Annotated in this window: 20 protein-coding genes, 7 tRNA genes and 2 pseudogenes; 21 read left to right on the forward strand and 8 right to left on the reverse strand. The window is 40.3% G+C overall.

Annotated elements, in window-relative coordinates; genetic code table 11:
* The first annotated feature begins 26 nt into the window (after positions 1-26).
* The 7 genes from GKC25_RS02490 (at position 27) to GKC25_RS02520 (ending at position 701) form a co-directional block, all read left to right on the forward strand.
* A tRNA-Asn gene (locus GKC25_RS02490) sits at positions 27-101 on the forward strand.
* Between the two features lie 4 nt (positions 102-105).
* Positions 106-196 (forward strand) — tRNA-Ser (locus tag GKC25_RS02495).
* 9 nt (positions 197-205) lie between these two features.
* A tRNA-Glu gene (locus tag GKC25_RS02500) sits at positions 206-277 on the forward strand.
* 20 nt (positions 278-297) lie between these two features.
* A tRNA-Gln gene (locus tag GKC25_RS02505) sits at positions 298-372 on the forward strand.
* A gap of 31 nt (positions 373-403) precedes the next feature.
* Positions 404-479: transfer RNA gene (locus GKC25_RS02510), tRNA-Lys, on the forward strand.
* A gap of 7 nt (positions 480-486) precedes the next feature.
* Positions 487-569 (forward strand) — tRNA-Leu (locus tag GKC25_RS02515).
* Positions 570-617: 48 nt separating this feature from the next.
* A tRNA-Leu gene (locus tag GKC25_RS02520) sits at positions 618-701 on the forward strand.
* Between the two features lie 435 nt (positions 702-1,136).
* On the opposite strand, the gene GKC25_RS02525 is transcribed toward GKC25_RS02520, so the two are convergent.
* Entirely contained in the window at positions 1,137-2,111 is a 975-nt protein-coding gene (locus tag GKC25_RS02525; RefSeq protein ID WP_106037131.1) for an NAD(P)-dependent alcohol dehydrogenase, read from the reverse strand.
* Between the two features lie 177 nt (positions 2,112-2,288).
* Between GKC25_RS02525 and GKC25_RS02530 the strand changes: the two genes are divergently transcribed.
* The 4 genes and pseudogenes from GKC25_RS02530 to GKC25_RS02545 all read left to right on the forward strand — a co-directional run bounded on the left by GKC25_RS02530 (position 2,289) and on the right by GKC25_RS02545 (position 4,069).
* Complete coding sequence (locus GKC25_RS02530) at positions 2,289-2,621, forward strand: winged helix-turn-helix transcriptional regulator (protein ID WP_106038579.1); 333 nt, start codon at positions 2,289-2,291, stop codon at positions 2,619-2,621.
* A gap of 22 nt (positions 2,622-2,643) precedes the next feature.
* Positions 2,644-2,772, forward strand: a pseudogene (locus GKC25_RS02535) (alpha/beta fold hydrolase); the annotation flags it as partial.
* A 219-nt stretch (positions 2,773-2,991) separates the two neighbouring features.
* Positions 2,992-3,497, forward strand: a pseudogene (locus GKC25_RS02540) (GrpB family protein).
* A 368-nt stretch (positions 3,498-3,865) separates the two neighbouring features.
* On the forward strand, positions 3,866-4,069 hold the full coding sequence (locus tag GKC25_RS02545; RefSeq protein ID WP_003214229.1) for a cold-shock protein: 204 nt from the start codon (positions 3,866-3,868) through the stop codon (positions 4,067-4,069).
* Positions 4,070-4,356: 287 nt separating this feature from the next.
* Here GKC25_RS02545 and GKC25_RS02550 read toward each other — a convergent pair whose 3' ends face one another.
* Together GKC25_RS02550 and GKC25_RS02555 are read right to left on the reverse strand one after the other, a co-directional pair.
* The gene (locus tag GKC25_RS02550; protein WP_095286254.1) at positions 4,357-4,818 is read right to left on the reverse strand and encodes a CarD family transcriptional regulator; all 462 of its coding nucleotides are present in this window, start codon (positions 4,816-4,818) and stop codon (positions 4,357-4,359) included.
* 272 nt (positions 4,819-5,090) lie between these two features.
* The gene (locus GKC25_RS02555) at positions 5,091-6,140 is read right to left on the reverse strand and encodes an NAD(P)-dependent alcohol dehydrogenase (RefSeq protein WP_034666054.1); all 1,050 of its coding nucleotides are present in this window, start codon (positions 6,138-6,140) and stop codon (positions 5,091-5,093) included.
* A 214-nt stretch (positions 6,141-6,354) separates the two neighbouring features.
* On the opposite strand from GKC25_RS02555, the gene GKC25_RS02560 reads away from it, so the two are divergent.
* The gene (locus GKC25_RS02560; protein ID WP_034666051.1) at positions 6,355-6,756 is read left to right on the forward strand and encodes a MerR family transcriptional regulator; all 402 of its coding nucleotides are present in this window, start codon (positions 6,355-6,357) and stop codon (positions 6,754-6,756) included.
* Positions 6,757-6,798: 42 nt separating this feature from the next.
* On the opposite strand, the gene bglS is transcribed toward GKC25_RS02560, so the two are convergent.
* The gene (bglS, locus tag GKC25_RS02565) at positions 6,799-7,530 is read right to left on the reverse strand and encodes a beta-glucanase (protein WP_003214284.1); all 732 of its coding nucleotides are present in this window, start codon (positions 7,528-7,530) and stop codon (positions 6,799-6,801) included.
* A gap of 358 nt (positions 7,531-7,888) precedes the next feature.
* Here bglS and GKC25_RS02570 point away from each other — a divergent pair, with 358 nt between their 5' ends.
* The 5 genes from GKC25_RS02570 to GKC25_RS02590 all read left to right on the forward strand — a co-directional run bounded on the left by GKC25_RS02570 (position 7,889) and on the right by GKC25_RS02590 (position 12,450).
* Entirely contained in the window at positions 7,889-8,467 is a 579-nt protein-coding gene (locus tag GKC25_RS02570) for a TetR/AcrR family transcriptional regulator (protein ID WP_034666049.1), read from the forward strand.
* A gap of 72 nt (positions 8,468-8,539) precedes the next feature.
* Positions 8,540-9,979: a DHA2 family efflux MFS transporter permease subunit gene (locus GKC25_RS02575; protein WP_034666046.1), complete on the forward strand. Its 1,440-nt coding sequence runs from the start codon at positions 8,540-8,542 to the stop codon at positions 9,977-9,979.
* Positions 9,980-10,172: 193 nt separating this feature from the next.
* Entirely contained in the window at positions 10,173-11,066 is an 894-nt protein-coding gene (locus tag GKC25_RS02580; protein WP_095286256.1) for an alpha/beta hydrolase, read from the forward strand.
* A 152-nt stretch (positions 11,067-11,218) separates the two neighbouring features.
* A complete protein-coding gene (locus GKC25_RS02585) occupies positions 11,219-11,584 on the forward strand; it encodes an MmcQ/YjbR family DNA-binding protein (RefSeq protein WP_034666040.1) in 366 nt (121 codons plus the stop codon).
* Positions 11,585-11,688: 104 nt separating this feature from the next.
* Positions 11,689-12,450: an SDR family NAD(P)-dependent oxidoreductase gene (locus GKC25_RS02590; protein WP_095286260.1), complete on the forward strand. Its 762-nt coding sequence runs from the start codon at positions 11,689-11,691 to the stop codon at positions 12,448-12,450.
* Positions 12,451-12,707: 257 nt separating this feature from the next.
* Here GKC25_RS02590 and GKC25_RS18435 read toward each other — a convergent pair whose 3' ends face one another.
* Positions 12,708-12,893 carry a hypothetical protein gene (locus tag GKC25_RS18435; RefSeq protein ID WP_392387687.1) on the reverse strand — a complete coding sequence of 62 codons (186 nt, stop codon included), beginning with the start codon at positions 12,891-12,893 and terminating at the stop codon, positions 12,708-12,710.
* A gap of 461 nt (positions 12,894-13,354) precedes the next feature.
* Between GKC25_RS18435 and GKC25_RS02600 the strand changes: the two genes are divergently transcribed.
* Positions 13,355-14,503: a type II asparaginase gene (locus GKC25_RS02600; RefSeq protein ID WP_034666034.1), complete on the forward strand. Its 1,149-nt coding sequence runs from the start codon at positions 13,355-13,357 to the stop codon at positions 14,501-14,503.
* Positions 14,504-14,536: 33 nt separating this feature from the next.
* On the opposite strand, the gene GKC25_RS02605 is transcribed toward GKC25_RS02600, so the two are convergent.
* The gene (locus tag GKC25_RS02605; RefSeq protein ID WP_106038574.1) at positions 14,537-15,436 is read right to left on the reverse strand and encodes an alpha/beta fold hydrolase; all 900 of its coding nucleotides are present in this window, start codon (positions 15,434-15,436) and stop codon (positions 14,537-14,539) included.
* A 54-nt stretch (positions 15,437-15,490) separates the two neighbouring features.
* Positions 15,491-15,943, reverse strand: coding sequence for a MarR family winged helix-turn-helix transcriptional regulator (locus tag GKC25_RS02610; RefSeq protein WP_034666030.1), 453 nt, complete (start codon positions 15,941-15,943; stop codon positions 15,491-15,493).
* Between the two features lie 239 nt (positions 15,944-16,182).
* Here GKC25_RS02610 and GKC25_RS02615 point away from each other — a divergent pair, with 239 nt between their 5' ends.
* From GKC25_RS02615 to GKC25_RS02625, 3 genes are all read left to right on the forward strand, one after another.
* The gene (locus tag GKC25_RS02615) at positions 16,183-16,788 is read left to right on the forward strand and encodes a TetR/AcrR family transcriptional regulator (protein ID WP_060595616.1); all 606 of its coding nucleotides are present in this window, start codon (positions 16,183-16,185) and stop codon (positions 16,786-16,788) included.
* Positions 16,789-16,819: 31 nt separating this feature from the next.
* Positions 16,820-18,019: an MFS transporter gene (locus GKC25_RS02620; protein ID WP_342689900.1), complete on the forward strand. Its 1,200-nt coding sequence runs from the start codon at positions 16,820-16,822 to the stop codon at positions 18,017-18,019.
* A 358-nt stretch (positions 18,020-18,377) separates the two neighbouring features.
* Positions 18,378-19,163 carry a GNAT family N-acetyltransferase gene (locus tag GKC25_RS02625; protein ID WP_342689480.1) on the forward strand — a complete coding sequence of 262 codons (786 nt, stop codon included), beginning with the start codon at positions 18,378-18,380 and terminating at the stop codon, positions 19,161-19,163.
* Here GKC25_RS02625 and GKC25_RS02630 read toward each other — a convergent pair.
* Complete coding sequence (locus GKC25_RS02630; RefSeq protein WP_034666017.1) at positions 19,158-19,631, reverse strand: GNAT family N-acetyltransferase; 474 nt, start codon at positions 19,629-19,631, stop codon at positions 19,158-19,160. The two genes, GKC25_RS02625 and GKC25_RS02630, sit on opposite strands and share 6 nt — an antisense overlap.
* Between the last annotated feature and the right edge of the window lie 42 nt (positions 19,632-19,673).

The raw sequence follows: 19,673 nt of genomic DNA on the forward strand, positions 1-19,673 counted from the left end.
ATATATAATGAAACATGTCTTATTATTCCGCAGTAGCTCAGTGGTAGAGCTATCGGCTGTTAACCGATCGGTCGTAGGTTCGAGTCCTACCTGCGGAGCCATAATGGAGAAGTACTCAAGTGGCTGAAGAGGCGCCCCTGCTAAGGGTGTAGGTCGCGTAAGCGGCGCGAGGGTTCAAATCCCTCCTTCTCCGCCATTATTGTATGGCCCGTTGGTCAAGCGGTTAAGACACCGCCCTTTCACGGCGGTAACACGGGTTCGAATCCCGTACGGGTCATGTTTTGTTTTTTGATTCGTTGGGCTATAGCCAAGCGGTAAGGCAACGGACTTTGACTCCGTCATGCGTTGGTTCGAATCCAGCTAGCCCAGCCATTTTTTATATATGTTTTTCTGCATAGCAGATGAGCCATTAGCTCAGTTGGTAGAGCATCTGACTTTTAATCAGAGGGTCGAAGGTTCGAGTCCTTCATGGCTCACCATTGTCACGCGGGTGTGGCGGAATTGGCAGACGCGCTAGACTTAGGATCTAGTGTCTTTATGACGTGGGGGTTCAAGTCCCTTCACCCGCATTGTTTTTTCAAACAGTGCACTTATGAATATAAGAGCACATCATACACGCGGTCGTGGCGGAATGGCAGACGCGCTAGGTTGAGGGCCTAGTGGGTGAATAACCCGTGGAGGTTCAAGTCCTCTCGGCCGCATCCCAATAATACCAAGGGTTTAACCACCTTTGGTATTATTTTTTTTGTGCGGAAAATACAGCTATGGGAGAAGACTTGCTTACCAAAACCATGCACTTTTTACAGCAGAAATATTGAATATTGCTAGTAAAGTAGTAACGGTTTTTTTTCATAATATCTTTTAGCATAATCAAACGCTATGTCATAGGATTTAGATCTAGTATATCCTACTGAAAGAGTTATAGTCTCTGATTAATTTGGAAACAAACTTATATGTACCTCCAATAGCTAGTCTTGGTACTGGTGAAAAGACGATCTATATTTTAGCGGCTAAAGTCCTGAATGCATCAGCAAATTGAGTTGATCTCAATGCATCTAAAGCCAAGCCTGATAACGCCGCAAATGGGGCACGCATTTTACAAGAAACTAGCGGCCATTTTATCCTAAAATGATGGCTTATTTTTTATCAAGTAAATTTATGATGCGTTTTCCTCGTCCACCTCCAGCTTCTAAGGAATGATGAGCTTTGGCAACATCAGATAAAAAATAAATGCTATCAATAACTGGTCTGACCTTGTTGGAATCTACATAAGATGCTAATTCTTTTAGAAGTTCATTTTTGGGATTTGCACTGAATGTGCGAACTCTACGAGAACCGAAAGTAGTTGAAGCTAATATATATATTAAGGACGAAAAACTAGGAAATCCAATAGTAACCATTCTACCGTTCTTTGCAAGCAAGCGCCTATAATGTTTGAGGTCAGTTCCCACTGTGTCCATGACTACATCAAACTTTTTAAGATCAGTAGGAGATGTTTTTTTATAATCAAATACTTCGTCTGCACCTAGCTCTTGAAGAAAAGTAAGATGTTTTTCGTTTGCAAGAGCAGTTACATGAGCACCCAACATTTTGCCAATTTGAATCGCAATGCTTCCGACTCCTCCACTTGCACCACGTACAAGTAACTTTTCGCCTTTTCTAAGTTTAGTTTTATATTTTAAAGCAATAATTGCAGTAGCACCTACGCCAGGCAATGCCGCAGCTTGTAAGAGATCAACCTTTGTAGGAATTTTAGATATTTTCTCAGGTGATATAGCTACATATTCAGCGGCACTACCAATTTGGCTCCTTAATTTCATAGGAAGAACTCCCCACACTCTATCACCTAATTGATAATTTTTTACGTTCGATCCTACCTCAACAACCTCACCAGAAAAGTCTGCCCCTGTTCCTTTAGGGAATTGATTACCCGTTAATAGTTTCATCTTGCCTGATCGAAAAAGCGTATCCATAGAGTTTACACTCGACCCATGTACACGAATGAGTACTTCTCCAGTTTCTATAACAGGTTTTGATATAGAATCTTCAAAAAGAACATTCGGTGATCCATATTTAGTATATTGTGCAGCACGCATCTTTTCATTTTTCATTTACTCACTCCATCTCCTAGAAAAAGTATGAACTTGAAGGGTTTTAAAATCAATTTAGCTCTCTAATACATGGGTGACATGGTTTACATATTTGATTATAATAAATGGAATTGATTTAACAAGTACTCAATATAAACTGACTAAGTAAGGAAAAACTGACTAAGGAGTGGATAAAATATGACTGAAAGTGAGCTAAATAAAGCGATAGCTCCAGCAAGTTATGCCTTAAATATATTAGCGGGAAAATGGAATTTAAAAATCTTAGCTGTACTATGTAGTTACAATGATATTCGATATAATGAGTTAAAGCGTAAAGTGTATGGAATTACAGGAACAATGCTCAATCAATCATTAAAGGATTTGATTGAAAACGGAATTGTTCAACGAGTTCAGTATAATGAAGTTCCATCAAGAGTAGAATATTCATTGACTGGGGCAGGACTAGAGCTGATCCCTATATTTGAACAACTTCTTTTATGGGGCGAAAACCAATTAGAAAAATCAAAATAAAATGAATATAAAAAGAAAACTAGATTATCCAAGGGTAACTTTTGCAGTGCTTGATATGGCTGGCCACAACCTGCAAATTGAACAACCCGATGTATTTAACTCATTAGTCCATAACTGGTTAAACAGACTTGAGTCTGAAAATGTTAAGTAGTTTTTCTCTAAATGACTGTCCACTCATCTTAAGTAAGTGGACGTTTTTGTTTGAGAATAATATTTTTATATAATGCAGTCCAATCATCCCCATACCGTTTGAAAGGTTTTTTTGCTATCCATCGAAATGCTTCAACTATTAGTAAGATTTATATGTTTTCTACCGATTTGACCTATGTTAAAAAAGTCTAACTAAACAATCATAAGGCGGGTTGAGTAAATGCTTGGATTACCAAGAGGGGAGGTTTTTTAGTTCCTTGGTCTGTTGAATGGGTCAAAGAATTTGAAATGGAAAAGAAACGAATAGTAGAGGTTATCGGTCAGTACACAGTGAATGTCCACCATATTGGAAGTACAGCAGTAAAGGGTTTAAGTGCGAAGCCAATTATTGATATTGCAATTGAAATAGATGATTTTCTTGACGGAGAACAGTGCGTAACAGCTTTGGAAGGGCTAGGTTATTCATATAAAGGAACCAATGTTTTACCTGAAAGACACTATTTCAACAAAGGAGAACCACGTACACACCAAATCCATATGTATCAAACAGGCAATAGGTATTTACTCGAACAGTTAAATTTCAGGGATTATTTAAGAAGTAACGAACTAGTAAGAAGTGAGTACGAGCAGCTCAAACTGAACCTATCAATTTTAAATAAAAATGAAAAACACAAATATGCAGAGGGGAAAACTGACTTTGTTCAGTCGATTTTAGAGAGAATTTAGAAAAGATTCTCTCTTTTGGTGATCAAACTAACTGATTTTATGCACAAGTGGACTCGCTACAAAGGGGAGTTTCTTCTTTTTAACCAAAATCAACATTATTCTTTAACATAGCTAAATTAACAAGGGTGAGGGATATGAAATTTGTTTATTCGTTTCATCATTAAACCCCTGTCTTATTTGTGTCACTATATCACGTTTGGTGCTCTTTTAAATCCTAAATTGCAATTATTTCCGATTCATGTTACAATAAGAATAATTATTTTTGTTCGGCGTAAAGGATAGCATGAAGAAAGACTTTTCGTCTTGAGGATACTTTGGGCAAGGATAGTATAATACATTGTGTGGTAACGCACTAGGAGGCAACAAACATGGAACAAGGTACAGTAAAATGGTTTAACGCAGAAAAAGGTTTTGGATTTATCGAACGTGAAGAAGGCGACGATGTATTCGTACATTTCTCAGCTATCCAAGGTGACGGATTCAAATCTTTAGACGAAGGTCAAAAAGTAACATTTGACGTAGAGCAAGGTTCTCGTGGAGCTCAAGCTGCTAACGTTCAAAAAACTGCTTAATCTTCATTTTTAAAAACAGGTTCTCTGTAGAGAGCCTGTTTTTTTGTGTTTCCAATTATTTCTTCAATAAAAAACCCTACTCAGCGTACAAGTAGGGAGATGTTACAAGGTAATCGTAAAAAAATTCATGCTTCAAAGGTTTATCAACAGTATAGCATATTGGATTTACAATATGCGGAATTTGCCTAAATAAATTCTTTTTTCTTTCATAAGTTGAAGGGTGGATAGGTTCTTAGAGAACATGTATTCAAAAATGGTGAGGGATGCCCAAAAGAGCGGCAGAGTTCTTAACAGAAACTTTTTATTTGCTTTTCTGTAATCCCTTTGATGACTTCTAATTCACTTAGCAAAAATTCATGGGCATCATCTAGCATTTTCTTTTCACTTGCATTTAGTGCTTTCTCTTTCTTCATACGCATCAGGTCACGTACAACTTCAGCACCGTCTTGGATGCTACCCGTTTTTATTTTGTTTGTATTAATTGTATGCCGTTCTTTCCATGTCAGTATTTGATCTGATTTGCCATGCTGGAAAATGTGTATCACACTGTTTAATGCCAGTATATCTGTAACAGGTCTAATACGTGAACCCGACATTTTCCGTGTTGGAATCATCACTTTCATATGACTGATTGACATATTAATCACATAATACTGTTGTTTTTCATCAGAAAATTCTTTTTCTTCTATGGCTTCAATTATACCTGCTCCATGCATTGGATACACAATGTTATCACCAATTTGAAACATATCATCCACCTCCATATTAAGTACCTACTATAAGGGTACCACAAATCGATCCGAAATAATCAAATTTTTAATAATAACATGTTTATTTATTTTTTGTCAATAAATTTAGTTCTAAAAAAGAGAGATTATTTTGAAGGAATTTTGGGTGTGATTTTTTTTTTATTATCCATGATTTTTGAACATATCCTCTAGAATCCTCGCTATAAGAAAAACAGGATATCCACCATTAAAAAAGACCAGCCATTGAGCTAGTCTTTCAAAATAGAATCCGATCATAATGTCGAAATATCAATGACAAACCGATAACGCACATCACTTTTCAGCACACGTTCATACGCTTCATCAACTTGACTTGCGTTGATCACTTCAATTTGTGGTGCGATATTGTGAGCAGCTGCGAAATCGAGCATTTCTTGTGTTTCTTGTATGCCTCCAACGAGTGAACCGGCAATGCTGCGGCGGCCAGTAATCAATGAAAAGACGTGGAATTGATCTGGCTCAGGTGGTGCACCGACGTTCACCAAGGTTCCATCCACACGAAGTAGGGACAAATAGGCGTCTATATTGATATTGGCAGAAACTGTGTTGAGAATGAGGTCATACTGACCGGCTAGTGACTGAAAGGTATGAGGATCACTTGTAGCAAAATAATCTTTTGCACCAAATGACAGCGCCTCTTCTTTTTTATTCAAAGAGCGGCTCAATACCGTGACTTCAGCGCCAAGTGCACGTGCGAATTGAATGGCCACGTGACCGAGTCCGCCCATCCCGACGATGGCAACTTTTTTACCTGGCCCTGCTTTCCAGTGCTTTAACGGTGAATAAGTTGTGATTCCAGCGCAGAGAAGAGGACTTGCGGCATCAAGGGATAGTTGATCTGGAATGCTGACGACAAAGCGCTCTGTCACGACAATCTTCTGACTATAGCCGCCGTAAGTCGGTTCCCCGTCATAATCGAGGTTATTATAGGTTTGGACGACCCCTTTCGTGCAATATTGCTCGTCTCCATTTTGGCAATATTCACAGGTGCCGCAGGAATCAACAAAGCAGCCAACACCTACACGGTCTCCGATCTGAAATTTCGTCACATCATCACCAACAGCGGCAACGACTCCAGTGATCTCATGACCCGGAACCATTGGGAAAATACCGCCGCCCCATTCATCAAAGGCACTGTGGATATCTGAATGACAGATCCCGCTAAATTGAATATCGATTAAAATATCATGTGGACGAAGCGCTCTTCGTTCAATGGTTGTCCGTTCAAAGCTCGCTTTTGCATGTGAAACACTTAAAACGTTTGAATGGTGCGTCTGACACATTCTTGATCATCCTTTCAAAAGTAAGATTCTTTACTTCTATACTGTACGTCTTAAAGTGAACTCTAAGTCAATAGAGAACCCTCTTCAAGCTTTTCAACATCCTTAAATAAAGAATTGAGCCAAAAGCATCTTGCGTTCTCTATCAAATTGGAGATGATGAGAAGAAGGAATTTCATTTTTCATAAGGTGAGAGAAGAAGAGAAGGGTGAAAACAATGAAAATAGCACAAGCCGCCAAGCAGCTCGATTTATCTACTGCCACGCTCAGATACTACGAGAATATTGGTTTAATTCGACCGATCCGGCGTGATGAAAACGGTGTTCGTGATTATGCAGAAGAAGATATTCAGTGGATTGAATTTATCAAATGTATGAGAAATGCGGGTCTCTCAATTGATGCACTTAGAGAATATACGGCTTTATTTATCGAGGGCGAGGATCGTACCCTGTCCTCGCGGAAAAGTATTTTGGTCAATGAGAGAGAAAGACTTGTAGAAAAACAAAAGGAAATCGAAGAGACGATTAAGCGGTTAGATTACAAGATAGAAAGTTATGAAGATATTATCCACAGCTATGAACAAAAGCTGGTTCATCAACTAAAAACCAGCTTAATTTAAATGAAGAAAAACCTGTGACTTTTCACAGGTTTTGTGATGTGGTTATCTTTTTGTGTAACGCACCCAGTTATAATGTGCGTGGAGCGGTGTAACACCGTTATAGGAGCCGAGCCATTCATCGACACCTGCACCATTCCAGAGGTTCATCATAATCTTTCCTGGAGTTTGAGGGATTTGAGTAGTGGCAGTATGTTTTAATTGTCCATCTACATACCATTTAATCGAGTTAGGCTGCCAGTCAAATGCATACGTGTGATAAGAGTTTGCTGCATCAAAACCAAGGTTGACGATCTTTTCATGATTTCCTACACCATTGGTATAGTAGTTAAACTGAACCTTTGTCGTATCTTTTCCTAGAAATTCGATATCAATTTCATCCCAAGGCGTACCATCAGTCGGTCCCGTATAAGTAAAGAACGAAGACACGATCCCTACATTTTTGGCTGGTTTCATGCTGACTTCATATAGACCGTAGCCATATGTTTGAGTGGAGCGGTTTTCTCCGCAGTCAAACTTATTATAGGAGGGACTTGTGAGCGATAATCGCATTTCACCTAATGACGTCATGGAGACATTATTTGCACGCCACGTACAGTTAAACATGTTTCCATTCGAGTACCCATCGGCTTTTTGCCATAACCCCGTATTATAGTTGTTAAAAGGCTCGTAAAACGACCCGCCTGTTTGTGCCGAGGCACCCGCAGTAAATGTGGACAAACTCAAGACTATTCCAGTGACAAGCAGCATCAACATTCGTTTCACACGGTAAGACATGTAGGCATTCCCCTCTCCTTTTTTGAAAGCGTTTTCTTAATTGATCATACATGATTCTCTCAAAATGGAAAATCGGTCTAATATATGATATTAAAGAGGATTTTTTGCTAGATTCTTCTCTTATTTCATAGGAAGTTACTAAAGAAAATGGTATAAACAGCAAAAGGTCATCAAAAACTCATTCGTTAAAATTGAGTTTTTGATATTTTTCATGCCATTTAATAAAGAATGATTGACAAAGCGGACAGTTGTCCGTAAGATAATATCGGGACAATTGTCCTAATGAGAATCAAAAGAGATGAGATTTAACACATAGAGATAAGTGCAATATGGATGAAGGTAAAGAAGGTGAGGCATCATGGAAAAGGATATTGGAAAGGAAATTGAAGAGGTCGCTTTTTCTTTGTTTCAGGAATTTGGCGTGGAAAATGTCAGCATGCATAAAATTGCCAAAACAGCTGGTGTTGGGCAGGGCACTCTTTACCGCCGCTATGCCAATAAAAGTGATTTGTGCCTTTCTATCCTTGGAGAAAGATTTGAACAGCTGATCCCTGCTTTGCATCTTTACTTGAGCAAAATCAGTGACCAGCCGGTTCGTGAACGTTTGCGTTATGTGCTCGAAGAAATTCATCTCATCGTCGGTCATCATTTAGACTGGATTCGGATGCTTACAATCTCTGGGAATTTAGAACAGACAAGTAAAGTGTATGATTGTCATTACAGTCAATCGCTTAAACAAATCATTCGTGATTTGCTGGAGGAAGCAGAAGAAAAAGGGGAAGCGAACATACAGGATATTGAGCTGACGACATTATGTATGTCCTCTCCGATGACGCCTGAACTGATGTTTTATATTTGTGAATCTGGTTATTCAATCGAAAAAATCGCTCAATTCGCTGCAGAGAAACAGATTTTATCTGTTTTCAATAGACATTGAAGTGGCTCATTTCTGACCAGCCTGACTTCCTATGATTGATCTAAATTGAAAAAGAAAAGGAGCCAACCTACTATGAACAAACAGCAAGCAGCAGCTTCTCATATTCGAACGCTGCCCATTATTATCTCATTTATCACAGCTGGTTTTATTGGCCTGTTCAGTGAAACAGCACTAAATATGGCGCTGAGAAGCTTAACGTTAGACTTTGGTATTGAAGCAACGACAGCTCAGTGGCTGACAACAGGATATTTATTAACACTTGGTATTCTGGTACCAATTTCAGGACTCATTCTTCAATGGTTTACAACAAGACAGCTTTTCATTACGTCGCTCATCTTTTCGATCATTGGAACATTTATTGCGGCGGTTGCGCCAGTCTTTAGTATTTTAATGGTGGCACGTGTCGTACAGGCAGTCGGTACAGCATTGCTTCTTCCATTGATGTTCAATACGATTTTGGTGATCATCCCGCCTCATAAACGAGGCAGATCAATGGGGATTATAGGTCTTGTGATCATGTTTGCACCAGCTGTTGGTCCAACAGTCTCTGGTCTTATTTTGAAATCGCTGACTTGGCATTGGATTTTCTGGATTTCACTTCCGTTATTAATAGCTGCACTCGTCTTTGGTTTTATCTTTATGCAAAATATTACGGAGCCAACAAGACCAAAAATCGACATTTTATCGATTGTGCTTTCAACCATTGGTTTCGGAGGAATTGTGTATGGCTTTAGCAGTGCCGGTGAAGGCGGCGGCTGGAGCAGTATGCATGTGATCGTTGCAATTGTAGTAGGTGTCATTGGGATTCTTGTATTCTCTCTCAGACAGTTGAATATGAAGGAACCGATGTTGAACTTAAGCCCGTTTAAATATCCGATGTTTGTCATTGGGTTACTGCTGATCTTAGTGTGTATGATGGTGATGCTGTCTGCTATGATGATTTTGCCATTGTATCTGCAAACATCCTTGGCACTAACTACATTTACAGCAGGTTTAATGCTATTGCCTGGTGGAATTATCAACGGTCTGCTATCTCCAATCATGGGTGGGCTATTTGATAAGTTTGGGCCAAAATGGCTTGTGATTCCAGGGCTTGTCATTGTCGCAGCGACGATGTTTGGCTTCACGAATTTAAGTGTGAATACATCGATTGGATACATTGTGACCCTTCATATTACGTTAATGGTCGGAATCGCGATGATCATGATGCCTGCACAAACAAATGGATTAAATCAGCTGCCGCCAGAGCTATATCCGCATGGTACAGCGATTATGAATACATTGCAGCAGGTGTCAGGAGCTATTGGTACTGCGGTCGGTATTTCGATCCTTTCATCAGGGACCCGCAGCTTTATGGAAAATGTGGCTGATCCCGCAAATCCGATGAACCAGCTGCTCGCCTTTACAAATGGCGTCCAGCATGCATTTATCTTTGCTGTGATCATGACCGTCATTGGTTTGATCATCGCTTTCTTCATTAAACGAGTGAAAGTAGAACAGCAAGTTTCATAAAATAGATGAAAAGTACTGAGGACCTAGCGCCGCAGTGCTTTTTTATTTGCCCAATGCTTGTTTCAAAGAGAGCGAAAATGGGGAGATAGATAAAAAGTGAACCAATGAGAATGTGCTGCTGATTCAGTAGAAGGAAAAGAGGAAAAAGGAACGAATGAGTTAGAAGAAATGAATAAGATAGGAGACTGAGATCATGAACTTAGAAGAACAAATCAAAATCGCTGCGTCATTACGTCAACCAGCTGAAGGTTCATTACCGAGTCAATCGGAACTAAAACCAGTCCATCCTCCTGAAGTAAACAAAATGGAATATGACATTCCAACAAGTGCTGGCGAAACAAAGGTATGGGTATTTAAGCCGGTCAACACATCAAAGCAGCCGCTTCCTGTTTTTGTGAATTTACATGGCGGAGGATTTATCCTAGGCAGTGCTGAAATGGATAACCATTGGTGTCCGGTCATTGCAGACCGAGCGCAATGTATCGTCGTCAATGTGGAGTATCAGCTTGCTCCAGAGCACCCTTTCCCGGCCGCTCTTCATGAATGCTACGATGTGCTGAAGTGGCTGTATGAACACCCTGATGAGCTTCAAATAGATCCCAAAGCAATAGCCATTGGCGGACATAGCGCAGGAGGAAACTTGGCAACGGCTGCTTGTCTCTTAAATATTCAAAAAGGGCACCAACTTCCTATTGTCTATCAAGTGCTTGATTATCCGCCGCTTGATTTAGCCACTGATCCAGCACAAAAGCCAGCGTTTGAAGAAGCGATCCCAGTTGAAATGGCGAGACTCTTTAATGCCTTCTATCTGCAAGGCCAAGATCCGCACAATCCGCTCGTTTCTCCGATCTTTGCTGATCGTTCATCCTTGGCACAAATGCCACCAGCTCTCGTCATCACAGCTGAGAGAGATTCGCTAGCTCAAGAAGCCGAGCAATATGCGGACAAGTTAAAAGAAGCAGGGGTAGACGTCACGTACAGACAGTTTAAAGGAGTCCCTCACGCCTTCACGCATGCCGGAGATTTAGCAATAGCTGAAGAGGCTTGGCATCTGATGAGTGATCAATTGAAGAAGGCATTTGAATAAGAAAGGAACAGTGATGTTAAAGCACAGAGCCCAGCGGGACTGTGCTTTTATTGTTGCTTAAGAAAGAAGTGGGTTACAAAAGATCAGATATCTGCCTTCATTGTCGATATAATAGAAAGAATAGAAGACGACTTAAAAAAGGAGCGAATCTAATGGAAAAAGAGAAACTACAGGCATTTTGTCTTTCTTTAAAAGGAGTAACCCATGATTATCAGCCAGAATGGCAGGCAGATCGTTATCATATTGGTGGAAAGATGTTTGCTATGATGGGCGGAGATGCGAATCGAAAACCTGTCATCACTTTAAAATGTGACCCTCAACGTGCTGAAGAACTAAGAGAGGCGCATGAGGGGATTATTCCGGGCTATTATATGAATAAGACTCATTGGAATTCGATTTACCTTGATGCGGACATTCCATCTTCATTTGTAGAGGAGTTAATCGAACATTCCTACCAATTGGTTTTTCACAAATTAACAAAAAAAACTCAACATGACATCCTCCAACATGATGAATGAAGTGAGACAAGTTAATAAACCCTGTGATTCTCTTCAAAATTGACTAGAGCGAAGTGCTGTCGTTATAATTTAACCAGTTAGAAGACGTTAATAGGGGGATATAATTGAGCTATACAGTCATTACAGGAGCAAGTTCAGGTATTGGGTATGAGGCGGCGCTAGCCTTTGCGGCACGAGGCAAAAACCTTATTTTAGCTGCACGACGGCTCGAGAAACTCCAAGAACTGAAGAAAGAGATTCTTGATCAATATCCCGAGATCAAAGTAAACATACAGTCTGTCGATTTAACCGACATGGAGCAAGTGTATTCATTTTATGAATCGTTGGCTGAATATGAGCTTGACACCTTCATTAATAATGCAGGGTTTGGCCATTTCGGTTCAATAGGAGAACAGGATGTAAGTAAAATTGGGGATATGCTTCATCTGAATATCGAAGCCTTAACGATTTTATCCACTTTATTTGTTCGTGATTATGAGCAAGTAGAAGGGGCTCAGCTGATCAACATTTCTTCAAGAGCGGGCTATACAGTCGTCGGCAATGCCGTCACCTATTCAGCCACGAAGTTTTACGTGAGTGCCTTTACAGAAGGACTGGCACTAGAGTTGAAAGAAAAAGGAGCTAACTTACAGGCAAAAGTATTAGCGCCTTCCGCGACAGAATCAGAATTTGCAAAGCGTTCATTAGATGTAGACCAATTTGAATATGAAGGCAATATCAAGAAATATCATACATCAAAAGAAATGGCAGGTTGTCTGCTCGAGCTTTATGATCATGAAAAAACAGTCGGTATTGTTGACGGCAAGACATTCGACTTTGAATTGAAAGATCCGATTTTTTCACATGCTGGTCCAAGTATGAAATAGAAATGACACATCACTGAGGGCAGATTTCCTCGGTGATTTTTTTATGGCATGATTGACTGTGTGGTAACCACATGGTTTAGAATGTGTACACAAGGAGGGAATCTAGTGACGTATGTAACAAGTGGAGAAGTATGTAAGCTATTAAACATCACAAAGTATACGCTCGTCATTATATAGAACAGGAACTCGTCCGCCCTGCGAAATCCGCTCAAACTCAAAATGGATAACAATTATTTGATGAAAAAAACACCTTCACATTAGGTGTTTTGTTCATATGTTCTTTGATAAAGCAAAGAATCAGAGACCCAGTAGATGAGACTGCTCATGATGACGATAGGCACAGATGCCGAGCTCCCAATACCATCAATGACAAAAAGCATGACAACCATTGCAATCAGTAAATAAGCAGCTAAATAAAGAGGATGGAAAGCCTTTGGCTGCAAAGAAAACAACAACTGCAAAGGAACCGCAAAAACGAAATAATAAACAAAAAAGATGGGAATGTAAAATACCAGGAACGCAGGCTCTCCCTGAATCGGTGGATAGAAGCATACGAACAGACTGAGTAAAATCGAACTAAGGAATAGTGTTATTAGGATTTTGTGAAATGATTGAAGCATTTGCAATACGTATACTTCTTTTTTGTAAAATTTACTATATTTTATCATAAATTGATGATCTAGTATTGTTTACTTTTATTGATTGAACAACCTCAATATCTCCTCTTTTAAAAGTAAAGTTAGGTATTTAGATGTAAATAAATGATTGTGATAATGACCATTTTTCCTTTATTTGGTTCTGTATCTTTCGCCTCATGCCGATGAATGAAGGAATGGTATAAAGTAAACCCTATAGAAAGAGATCTAGCTTTGAATCCATCACATTTAAGAAGAGAGATGATCGAATGAACGTAACAAAATGGTTAGGTGCTGTCCTTCTTTCTGCTTTATTACTGTCGACAGCAGCTTGTGCCAATACAAGTACCCAAGAGAAAAATCAAAGCGAAAAAGAAAGCGCAACTAATGAATCAAAGGACAAAACGACAGCCGTAGAAACAGGGAATAAGTCCTTATCTAATATTAAGGTATTAGCGACAGGCGGGACGATTGCTGGCAGTTCGGACAGTGATACAGATACGACAGGATATAAATCCGGTTCACTTGGCATCGATAAAGTCATTGCTTCAGTTCCTCAGCTAAAGGATATTGCAAACGTTACCGGTGAGCAGGTAGCGAATGTTGGCAGTGAAAATGTTGATAATGCCCTTCTTTTAAAATTAGCCAAACGAGTGAATCAACTCTTAAATGATGATCAGGTGGATGGCATAGTCATCACGCATGGAACAGACACACTTGAAGAAACAGCTTACTTTCTACATCTGGTTGTCAAAAGTGATAAGCCAGTTGTGGTCGTTGGCTCAATGAGACCAGCGTCTGCTATCAGTGCGGATGGTCCGCTGAACTTGTATCATGCTGTCAAAATTGCCTCTATAAAAGAAGCAAAAGGCAAAGGTGTCATGGTCACGTTAAATGACCGAATTGCCTCAGCTCGATTTATTACAAAGACAAACACGACCACAACCGATTCCTTCAAGTCACTTGAGCAAGGCTACATTGGAGAAATTGCTGGTGAAGTTGTTTCCTTCTATAACGAAACGACAAGAAAACATACAACTGATAGTGAATTTGATGTATCGAAAATAAAAGAATTGCCACAAGTCGATATTTTATATGGCTATCAAAATGATCAAAAATATGTGTATGATGCAGCTGTAAAAGCAGGAGCGAAAGGCATTGTCGTTGCCGCAGCAGGAAATGGAACGATGTCAACAGAAGCCATCAAAGGGGCAACAGATGCAGTGAAGAAAGATGTGGTCCTCGTGAGGTCAAGCCGTGCGGGAAATGGAATTGTGACCCACGAAAAAATGGATGATGAACATCACTTTGTGTCATCGGATTCATTAAATCCACAAAAAGCGCGCATTCTGCTTATGCTCGCTCTAACGAAGACAAAAGATCCAGATAAAGTACAGACATATTATGAAAAATATTAATGAAGAAAGGGACCCGAAGCTTCGGGTCTTTTTTTATGCATGTTCCTGATGATACTTTTCAGCACGTGTTTTTAAAGAGAGTAAAATATCTCGCCATATATCGTCCACATCTGTAAGAAAATGTCCCGCTTGATCTATATAATAGGTTTTGACGTTTGGAATACTAGGAGCCATTTTTTCTATTTCTACAAATGGAGCCATCGTATCCTCTTTTCCATGCCATACATCAACAGGGATTTGTATATCTTTCATATCGAATGCCCATGGCTGCGAGAGCAAATATGGTTCATGAATACATTCATCCACCGATTGACGAGTGGCTTCGTGTAAATGCGTCATCATCATCTCGAGCTGCTCATCGGTTTGAAGGAATTGACGGTCCCATGGATGTAAATGTTTGTTCCCATTTTTGGCCAGCTTCTTAAATTTCTCTGGTTTTTTCTCAATCATTTTTTTCTGGGAACGATAGCTTGCTTTCAATAGCCAAGGGAACTTCTTACTGAGGAAAAAAGCCAATTTGTTCTCTTTGAGCATACTCTTAGGCGGTTTTCCGTCCTGAAATGGCGTTGTACTTGAGATCAGAGCGGCTGAAAGGACTCGATTCGGCAATTGATAAGCACAGCCAGCAGCGAATGCGCCGCCTCCAGATACACCCATCACTGAAAAATGCTGAATGCCTAAATGATCTGCTACTTCCAGCACGTCTTTTGCCCAGTCTAAAATCGTACGGTCAGGTTGAGGGGTAGATAAACCAAATCCAGGTCTGTCTAAACAGATGAGGCGAACACCGAGCTCTTTAGAGATTGGGTCATCATCTAAAAACATGACTCTTGATCCAGGTGTTCCGTGAAAAAAGAATACTGGAAACCCTTCAAGATCACCGTATTCACACAAACCAATATGACGTCCATCTTGTAAATGAATCCTACCCATATTTTCATCCCCTTAATAGTTTATCTAACTTAAATGTTGGAGAAAAACACCGGATTAAGGCGCTTCTTTCGCAATCTGATAGATTTTTTCGTATAGAGATAATAATGTTTTTAAATCTTCTTTTGGAAGCTTTGCATAGTATTTTTGAATAAGGTGCAATTGAATTTCTTCCGTATTCTTGTGATAGTCATGACCCTTTTGAGCAAAATCAACAATGATTTCTCTTCGGTTATGTGGATTAATTTCTCGTTTGACATAGCCAAGCTGCTCAAGCTTTGAGACAAGCTGGCTAGCGGCACTTGCCGAAATTGAAAAGTAATCAGCTAGTTCGTTGATTGTTCTCGTTTTTGTCCGTAATAATTCAAGTGTCAGCTCTTGTTTGGCTGATAAATCTGCATACTCATGTTTTAAAAATCGTTGATACTCTTCTACATAGATAGAGCCTAGTGCATTCGAGTATTCAATGATTTTTTTACCGTAATGAATGATTTCCTCATCCAATGACATCACCTCTATTCTATTATAGGCAATCCTTATTGTTAAGTGAAGTTAAATATTAAGAATTATTAAATGATGAGAGGGCATAAATGACCGTATTGTTTGTTTTCACATGATTCACTCCTTATGAATTCGATGACTTTTTCATTGTATTTTGAAAAAGATCCATTTATAATAAAAAAATAAACCAACTGGTCGGTTTTGATTTGTCCTTGCAAAGAAAAGCAAGGTAGAAGGGATTGTGAAAGATGACAAGTACACAAAGCGGGGCTGGAAAGAGCGAGAAGACGAAGCAAAAAATCGTCACCGCTTCTCGTGATTTATTTGCGAAAAAAGGATATTCAGAAACATCCGTGCGGGATATTCTAGAGGCTGCTGAGGTTAGTAAAGGCAATCTCTATCACCATTTTAAAGGAAAAGAGTTCTTGTTCCTTCATATCATGGAAGAGGATCACCGTTTGATGATGGAGACGTGGCATCAGGAGAAACAAACGATGCACCGGGCCATTGATAAGCTCGCCGGATTTGCAGAGCTGCTCAGTCAAATGGGGATTAACTACCCATTAATGAGAGCGAGTGAGGAATTCTGTGCAAGTGCCTTTACATCAGACGAGGTCATGGAACGGCTGAACAAGATTGATGCCGACTTTGATGATGTGATGAGAGACATCTTACTTGAAGGAAACGAAGATGGCAGCTGGTCAATTCAGCATGTGGAGTCAAAAGTGAAAATATTACTTTCCGTTTTTTACGGATTAGACGTGTTATATAAAAGTGACACCATCCAACAGAAGAAAGAGTTACAAAAAGAGGCGATCTCATTGTTTATTCACGGAATCAACCATCATGAGTAACAAGTGAGTCAGTAAAGGAGAAACAAACATCATGCAAAAACCGATTAGTGAGCAAAAAGCTGTACTCGTTATTTTATTAAGTAATATATTTATTGCGTTTTTAGGCATCGGTCTCATCATTCCTGTCATGCCGCTATTCATGAACGTGATGCATCTAACAGGAAGTACGATGGGATACCTTGTGGCGGCGTTTGCTGTGGCTCAGCTCATTGCTTCACCTATTGCAGGGAGATGGGTAGACCGCTACGGAAGAAAGATTATGATTGTGTCAGGGCTGTTTCTATTTGCGTTATCAGAACTCGTCTTCGGTCTTGGGACACACGTGTATGTGCTGTATTTTGCAAGGCTGCTAGGCGGCATTAGTGCGGCATTTATCATGCCGGCTGTCACTGCTTATGTCGCAGATATCACGACCGTTCAAGAAAGATCAAAGGCAATGGGCTATGTGTCAGCGGCCATTAGTACCGGTTTTATTATTGGCCCGGGCATTGGCGGATTTATCGCAGAATATGGCGTACGCCTGCCATTCTTCTTTGCAGCAGGGATTGCGTTTATTGCCGTCATTTCGTCTATGTTTATGCTGAAGGAGCCATTAACAAAAGAAGAGCGAGCGAAACAAATGGGTCAAGTGAAGGAATCTACTTTCTTTAAAGATTTGAAAAAATCGATTCATCCAAGCTATCTCATCGCCTTTATCATTGTGTTTGTCCTCGCTTTTGGACTATCTGCGTATGAAACAGTCTTTAGCTTGTTTACAAATCATAAGTTTGGATTTGGACCAAAAGATATTGCCGTCATCATTACCGTCAGCTCGATTGTGGCGGTCATCATCCAAGTACTTGTGTTTGGTAAACTGGTTAATGCCCTAGGGGAGAAAAGAGTCATTCAGCTATGCCTGATTGTCGGAGCGGTCCTTGCTTTCGTTTCGACAGTCGTTTCAGGCTTTTTGGTTGTACTGATTGTCACATGTGTCATTTTCCTTGCGTTTGATTTATTGCGACCAGCATTAACGACCTTCTTATCCAAAATCGCTGGAAACCAGCAAGGATTTGTCGCAGGAATGAACTCCACCTACACAAGCCTAGGTACGATTTTTGGCCCAGCACTTGGCGGCATTTTATTCGATCAAAATATACATTTCCCATTTCTATTCGCAGGTGTTGTCTTATTTCTTGGGTTAGGCTTAACCCTTATTTGGAAGGGGAAGGCAGAAGAGCCTGCGGCAGAATAACAGACAAGAGACCTTTATTGAGGTCTCTTTTTTTATGACTGTGGCTTCAGACGATTCAATGCTTCTGCCATTTTTTGATTTTGATGCTTTTTGTAAAACAGAAAGGCGATGATATGACCAGTCAGTGTCAGAAAGGCAATGCCGATGAAATAACATAATCAATTGCAGTAAAGCAGTCGAATATAACGCGACCGCCCCTAATTGAAAGGCTAAATTGATGGCGGTGGAGATGAGAATGTTGACAGGTGCAGGAATGGTAAAGTAGTTCCACAGTAAAGGGTAAAAAGAGTCACTGCATGCGCACAGCTTTTTATTTATAATGGAAGGAAAGAACATGTTCGTGAAAGGAGGGAGCACTGTGCATCTCTTGGAGAAGCAAAGGTCACCATCGATGAAAGAAGGAATTCGCCAGATCGACCCGGCATATCCAGTGTTTGTAGATGCGGTCATGGATGGTTTCATACAAGGACATCTGTATGTAGATGATGCAGTGCACCCTCTTGTTTTTTTTCTTGAAGCTGCATGCGGCATTTATTATGTTGCAGGCAAGAGAGAAGCGGAGCTGTCACGCTGCTTGGCCTTCATTGTGGATGTTTACGAAAGACAGAGAAGACAAAACGGCCGGTTTACCGTATTTTCAGCGAATCAATCAACAGATGTGATGATGAAAAAATGTCTTGGTTCACATCTGAATGAGATGGAAAGACATGCGTACGTTTTTCCGCAGGCACATTCTTATGTCGATGTGCCTCATCCGGGCTATAGAGTAGAGCGGACAAATGAACAGGTGATCAATGCAAGCAGGGCTTTTCCTCCTAGCTATTACGAAGCCTATTGGGGGAGAGCGGCGCGCTTTCTATCAAAAGGAATCGGAGTTGCCATCTTAGATGGAGAGAACGTGGTGAGTGAATGTGTCTCCATTTTTTCAAGTGAAGATCGTGTGGAGATAGATATTTGGACAGAAGAAGCCTGCCGGGGGAAAGGTTTGGCGCAGCTGGCAGGTCAGCATATGATCAGGAGCTGTCTTGAAAATAAGAGGACACCGCATTGGGATTGCGATGTCCATCACCTAGCTTCGATCAAACTGGCAGAGAAGCTAGGCTTTCAGCGGACAAAAACCTATCGAGTGTTTTATGGCTCATGATGAGAAGGTTTTGAGATACCAAGCATCCATCGCAGAATGCTCAGAGCCATCAATCGGTTCAGAGAGAAGAGAAAAGCCATATCGCTGATAAAGGCCGGTGGCTGCAGTTAATTCCTGGCGGGTTTCTAAATAACATGCTTCGTAGTATGTAGAGGCATATTGCAGCGCCGTATCCATCAGTTTTTTGCCCGCACCTTTTCCTTGTGCCTTTGGACTTAAATAAAGCTTTTGTAATTCACAGATGTCGTTTGTAAATGGAGCAATGCCTACGCCGCCTACAATGTCACCATTCTCTTCAGCAATCCAATAGGCTGCATGAGTCAATGATTGATAGTATTCGAAAAGCTGGTCAAGGTGGGGATCAGTGTAGGCAGTTCCTTCAATCGCCAAATTCGCCGATTCTAGTGACTGGCGGATAATCGCTGCGATATACGGATTGTCTTTTTGCTCAATGGGTCTAATGTTCATTGGAAGTACCTCCATTGTTATAAGATAAAAAAGAGAATGGGA

Origin of the sequence: Bacillus pumilus (genome assembly GCF_038738535.1) — a bacterium.
GTDB lineage: Bacteria > Bacillota > Bacilli > Bacillales > Bacillaceae > Bacillus.

What these genes read in the sequence shown, in the direction of transcription:
- GKC25_RS02615 (WP_060595616.1), top strand. Translation starts at nt 16,183, where the DNA reads ATGACAAGTACACAAAGCGGGGCTGGAAAGAGCGAGAAGACGAAGCAA.
- GKC25_RS02575 (WP_034666046.1), top strand. Translation starts at nt 8,540, where the DNA reads ATGAACAAACAGCAAGCAGCAGCTTCTCATATTCGAACGCTGCCCATT.
- GKC25_RS02545 (WP_003214229.1), top strand. Translation starts at nt 3,866, where the DNA reads ATGGAACAAGGTACAGTAAAATGGTTTAACGCAGAAAAAGGTTTTGGA.
- GKC25_RS02555 (WP_034666054.1), bottom strand. Translation starts at nt 6,140, where the DNA reads ATGTGTCAGACGCACCATTCAAACGTTTTAAGTGTTTCACATGCAAAA.
- GKC25_RS02600 (WP_034666034.1), top strand. Translation starts at nt 13,355, where the DNA reads ATGAACGTAACAAAATGGTTAGGTGCTGTCCTTCTTTCTGCTTTATTA.
- GKC25_RS02560 (WP_034666051.1), top strand. Translation starts at nt 6,355, where the DNA reads ATGAAAATAGCACAAGCCGCCAAGCAGCTCGATTTATCTACTGCCACG.
- GKC25_RS02525 (WP_106037131.1), bottom strand. Translation starts at nt 2,111, where the DNA reads ATGAAAAATGAAAAGATGCGTGCTGCACAATATACTAAATATGGATCA.
- GKC25_RS02630 (WP_034666017.1), bottom strand. Translation starts at nt 19,631, where the DNA reads ATGAACATTAGACCCATTGAGCAAAAAGACAATCCGTATATCGCAGCG.
- GKC25_RS02620 (WP_342689900.1), top strand. Translation starts at nt 16,820, where the DNA reads ATGCAAAAACCGATTAGTGAGCAAAAAGCTGTACTCGTTATTTTATTA.
- GKC25_RS02550 (WP_095286254.1), bottom strand. Translation starts at nt 4,818, where the DNA reads ATGTTTCAAATTGGTGATAACATTGTGTATCCAATGCATGGAGCAGGT.
- GKC25_RS02580 (WP_095286256.1), top strand. Translation starts at nt 10,173, where the DNA reads ATGAACTTAGAAGAACAAATCAAAATCGCTGCGTCATTACGTCAACCA.
- GKC25_RS02530 (WP_106038579.1), top strand. Translation starts at nt 2,289, where the DNA reads ATGACTGAAAGTGAGCTAAATAAAGCGATAGCTCCAGCAAGTTATGCC.
- GKC25_RS02610 (WP_034666030.1), bottom strand. Translation starts at nt 15,943, where the DNA reads ATGTCATTGGATGAGGAAATCATTCATTACGGTAAAAAAATCATTGAA.
- GKC25_RS02570 (WP_034666049.1), top strand. Translation starts at nt 7,889, where the DNA reads ATGGAAAAGGATATTGGAAAGGAAATTGAAGAGGTCGCTTTTTCTTTG.
- bglS (WP_003214284.1), bottom strand. Translation starts at nt 7,530, where the DNA reads ATGTCTTACCGTGTGAAACGAATGTTGATGCTGCTTGTCACTGGAATA.
- GKC25_RS02585 (WP_034666040.1), top strand. Translation starts at nt 11,219, where the DNA reads ATGGAAAAAGAGAAACTACAGGCATTTTGTCTTTCTTTAAAAGGAGTA.
- GKC25_RS02605 (WP_106038574.1), bottom strand. Translation starts at nt 15,436, where the DNA reads ATGGGTAGGATTCATTTACAAGATGGACGTCATATTGGTTTGTGTGAA.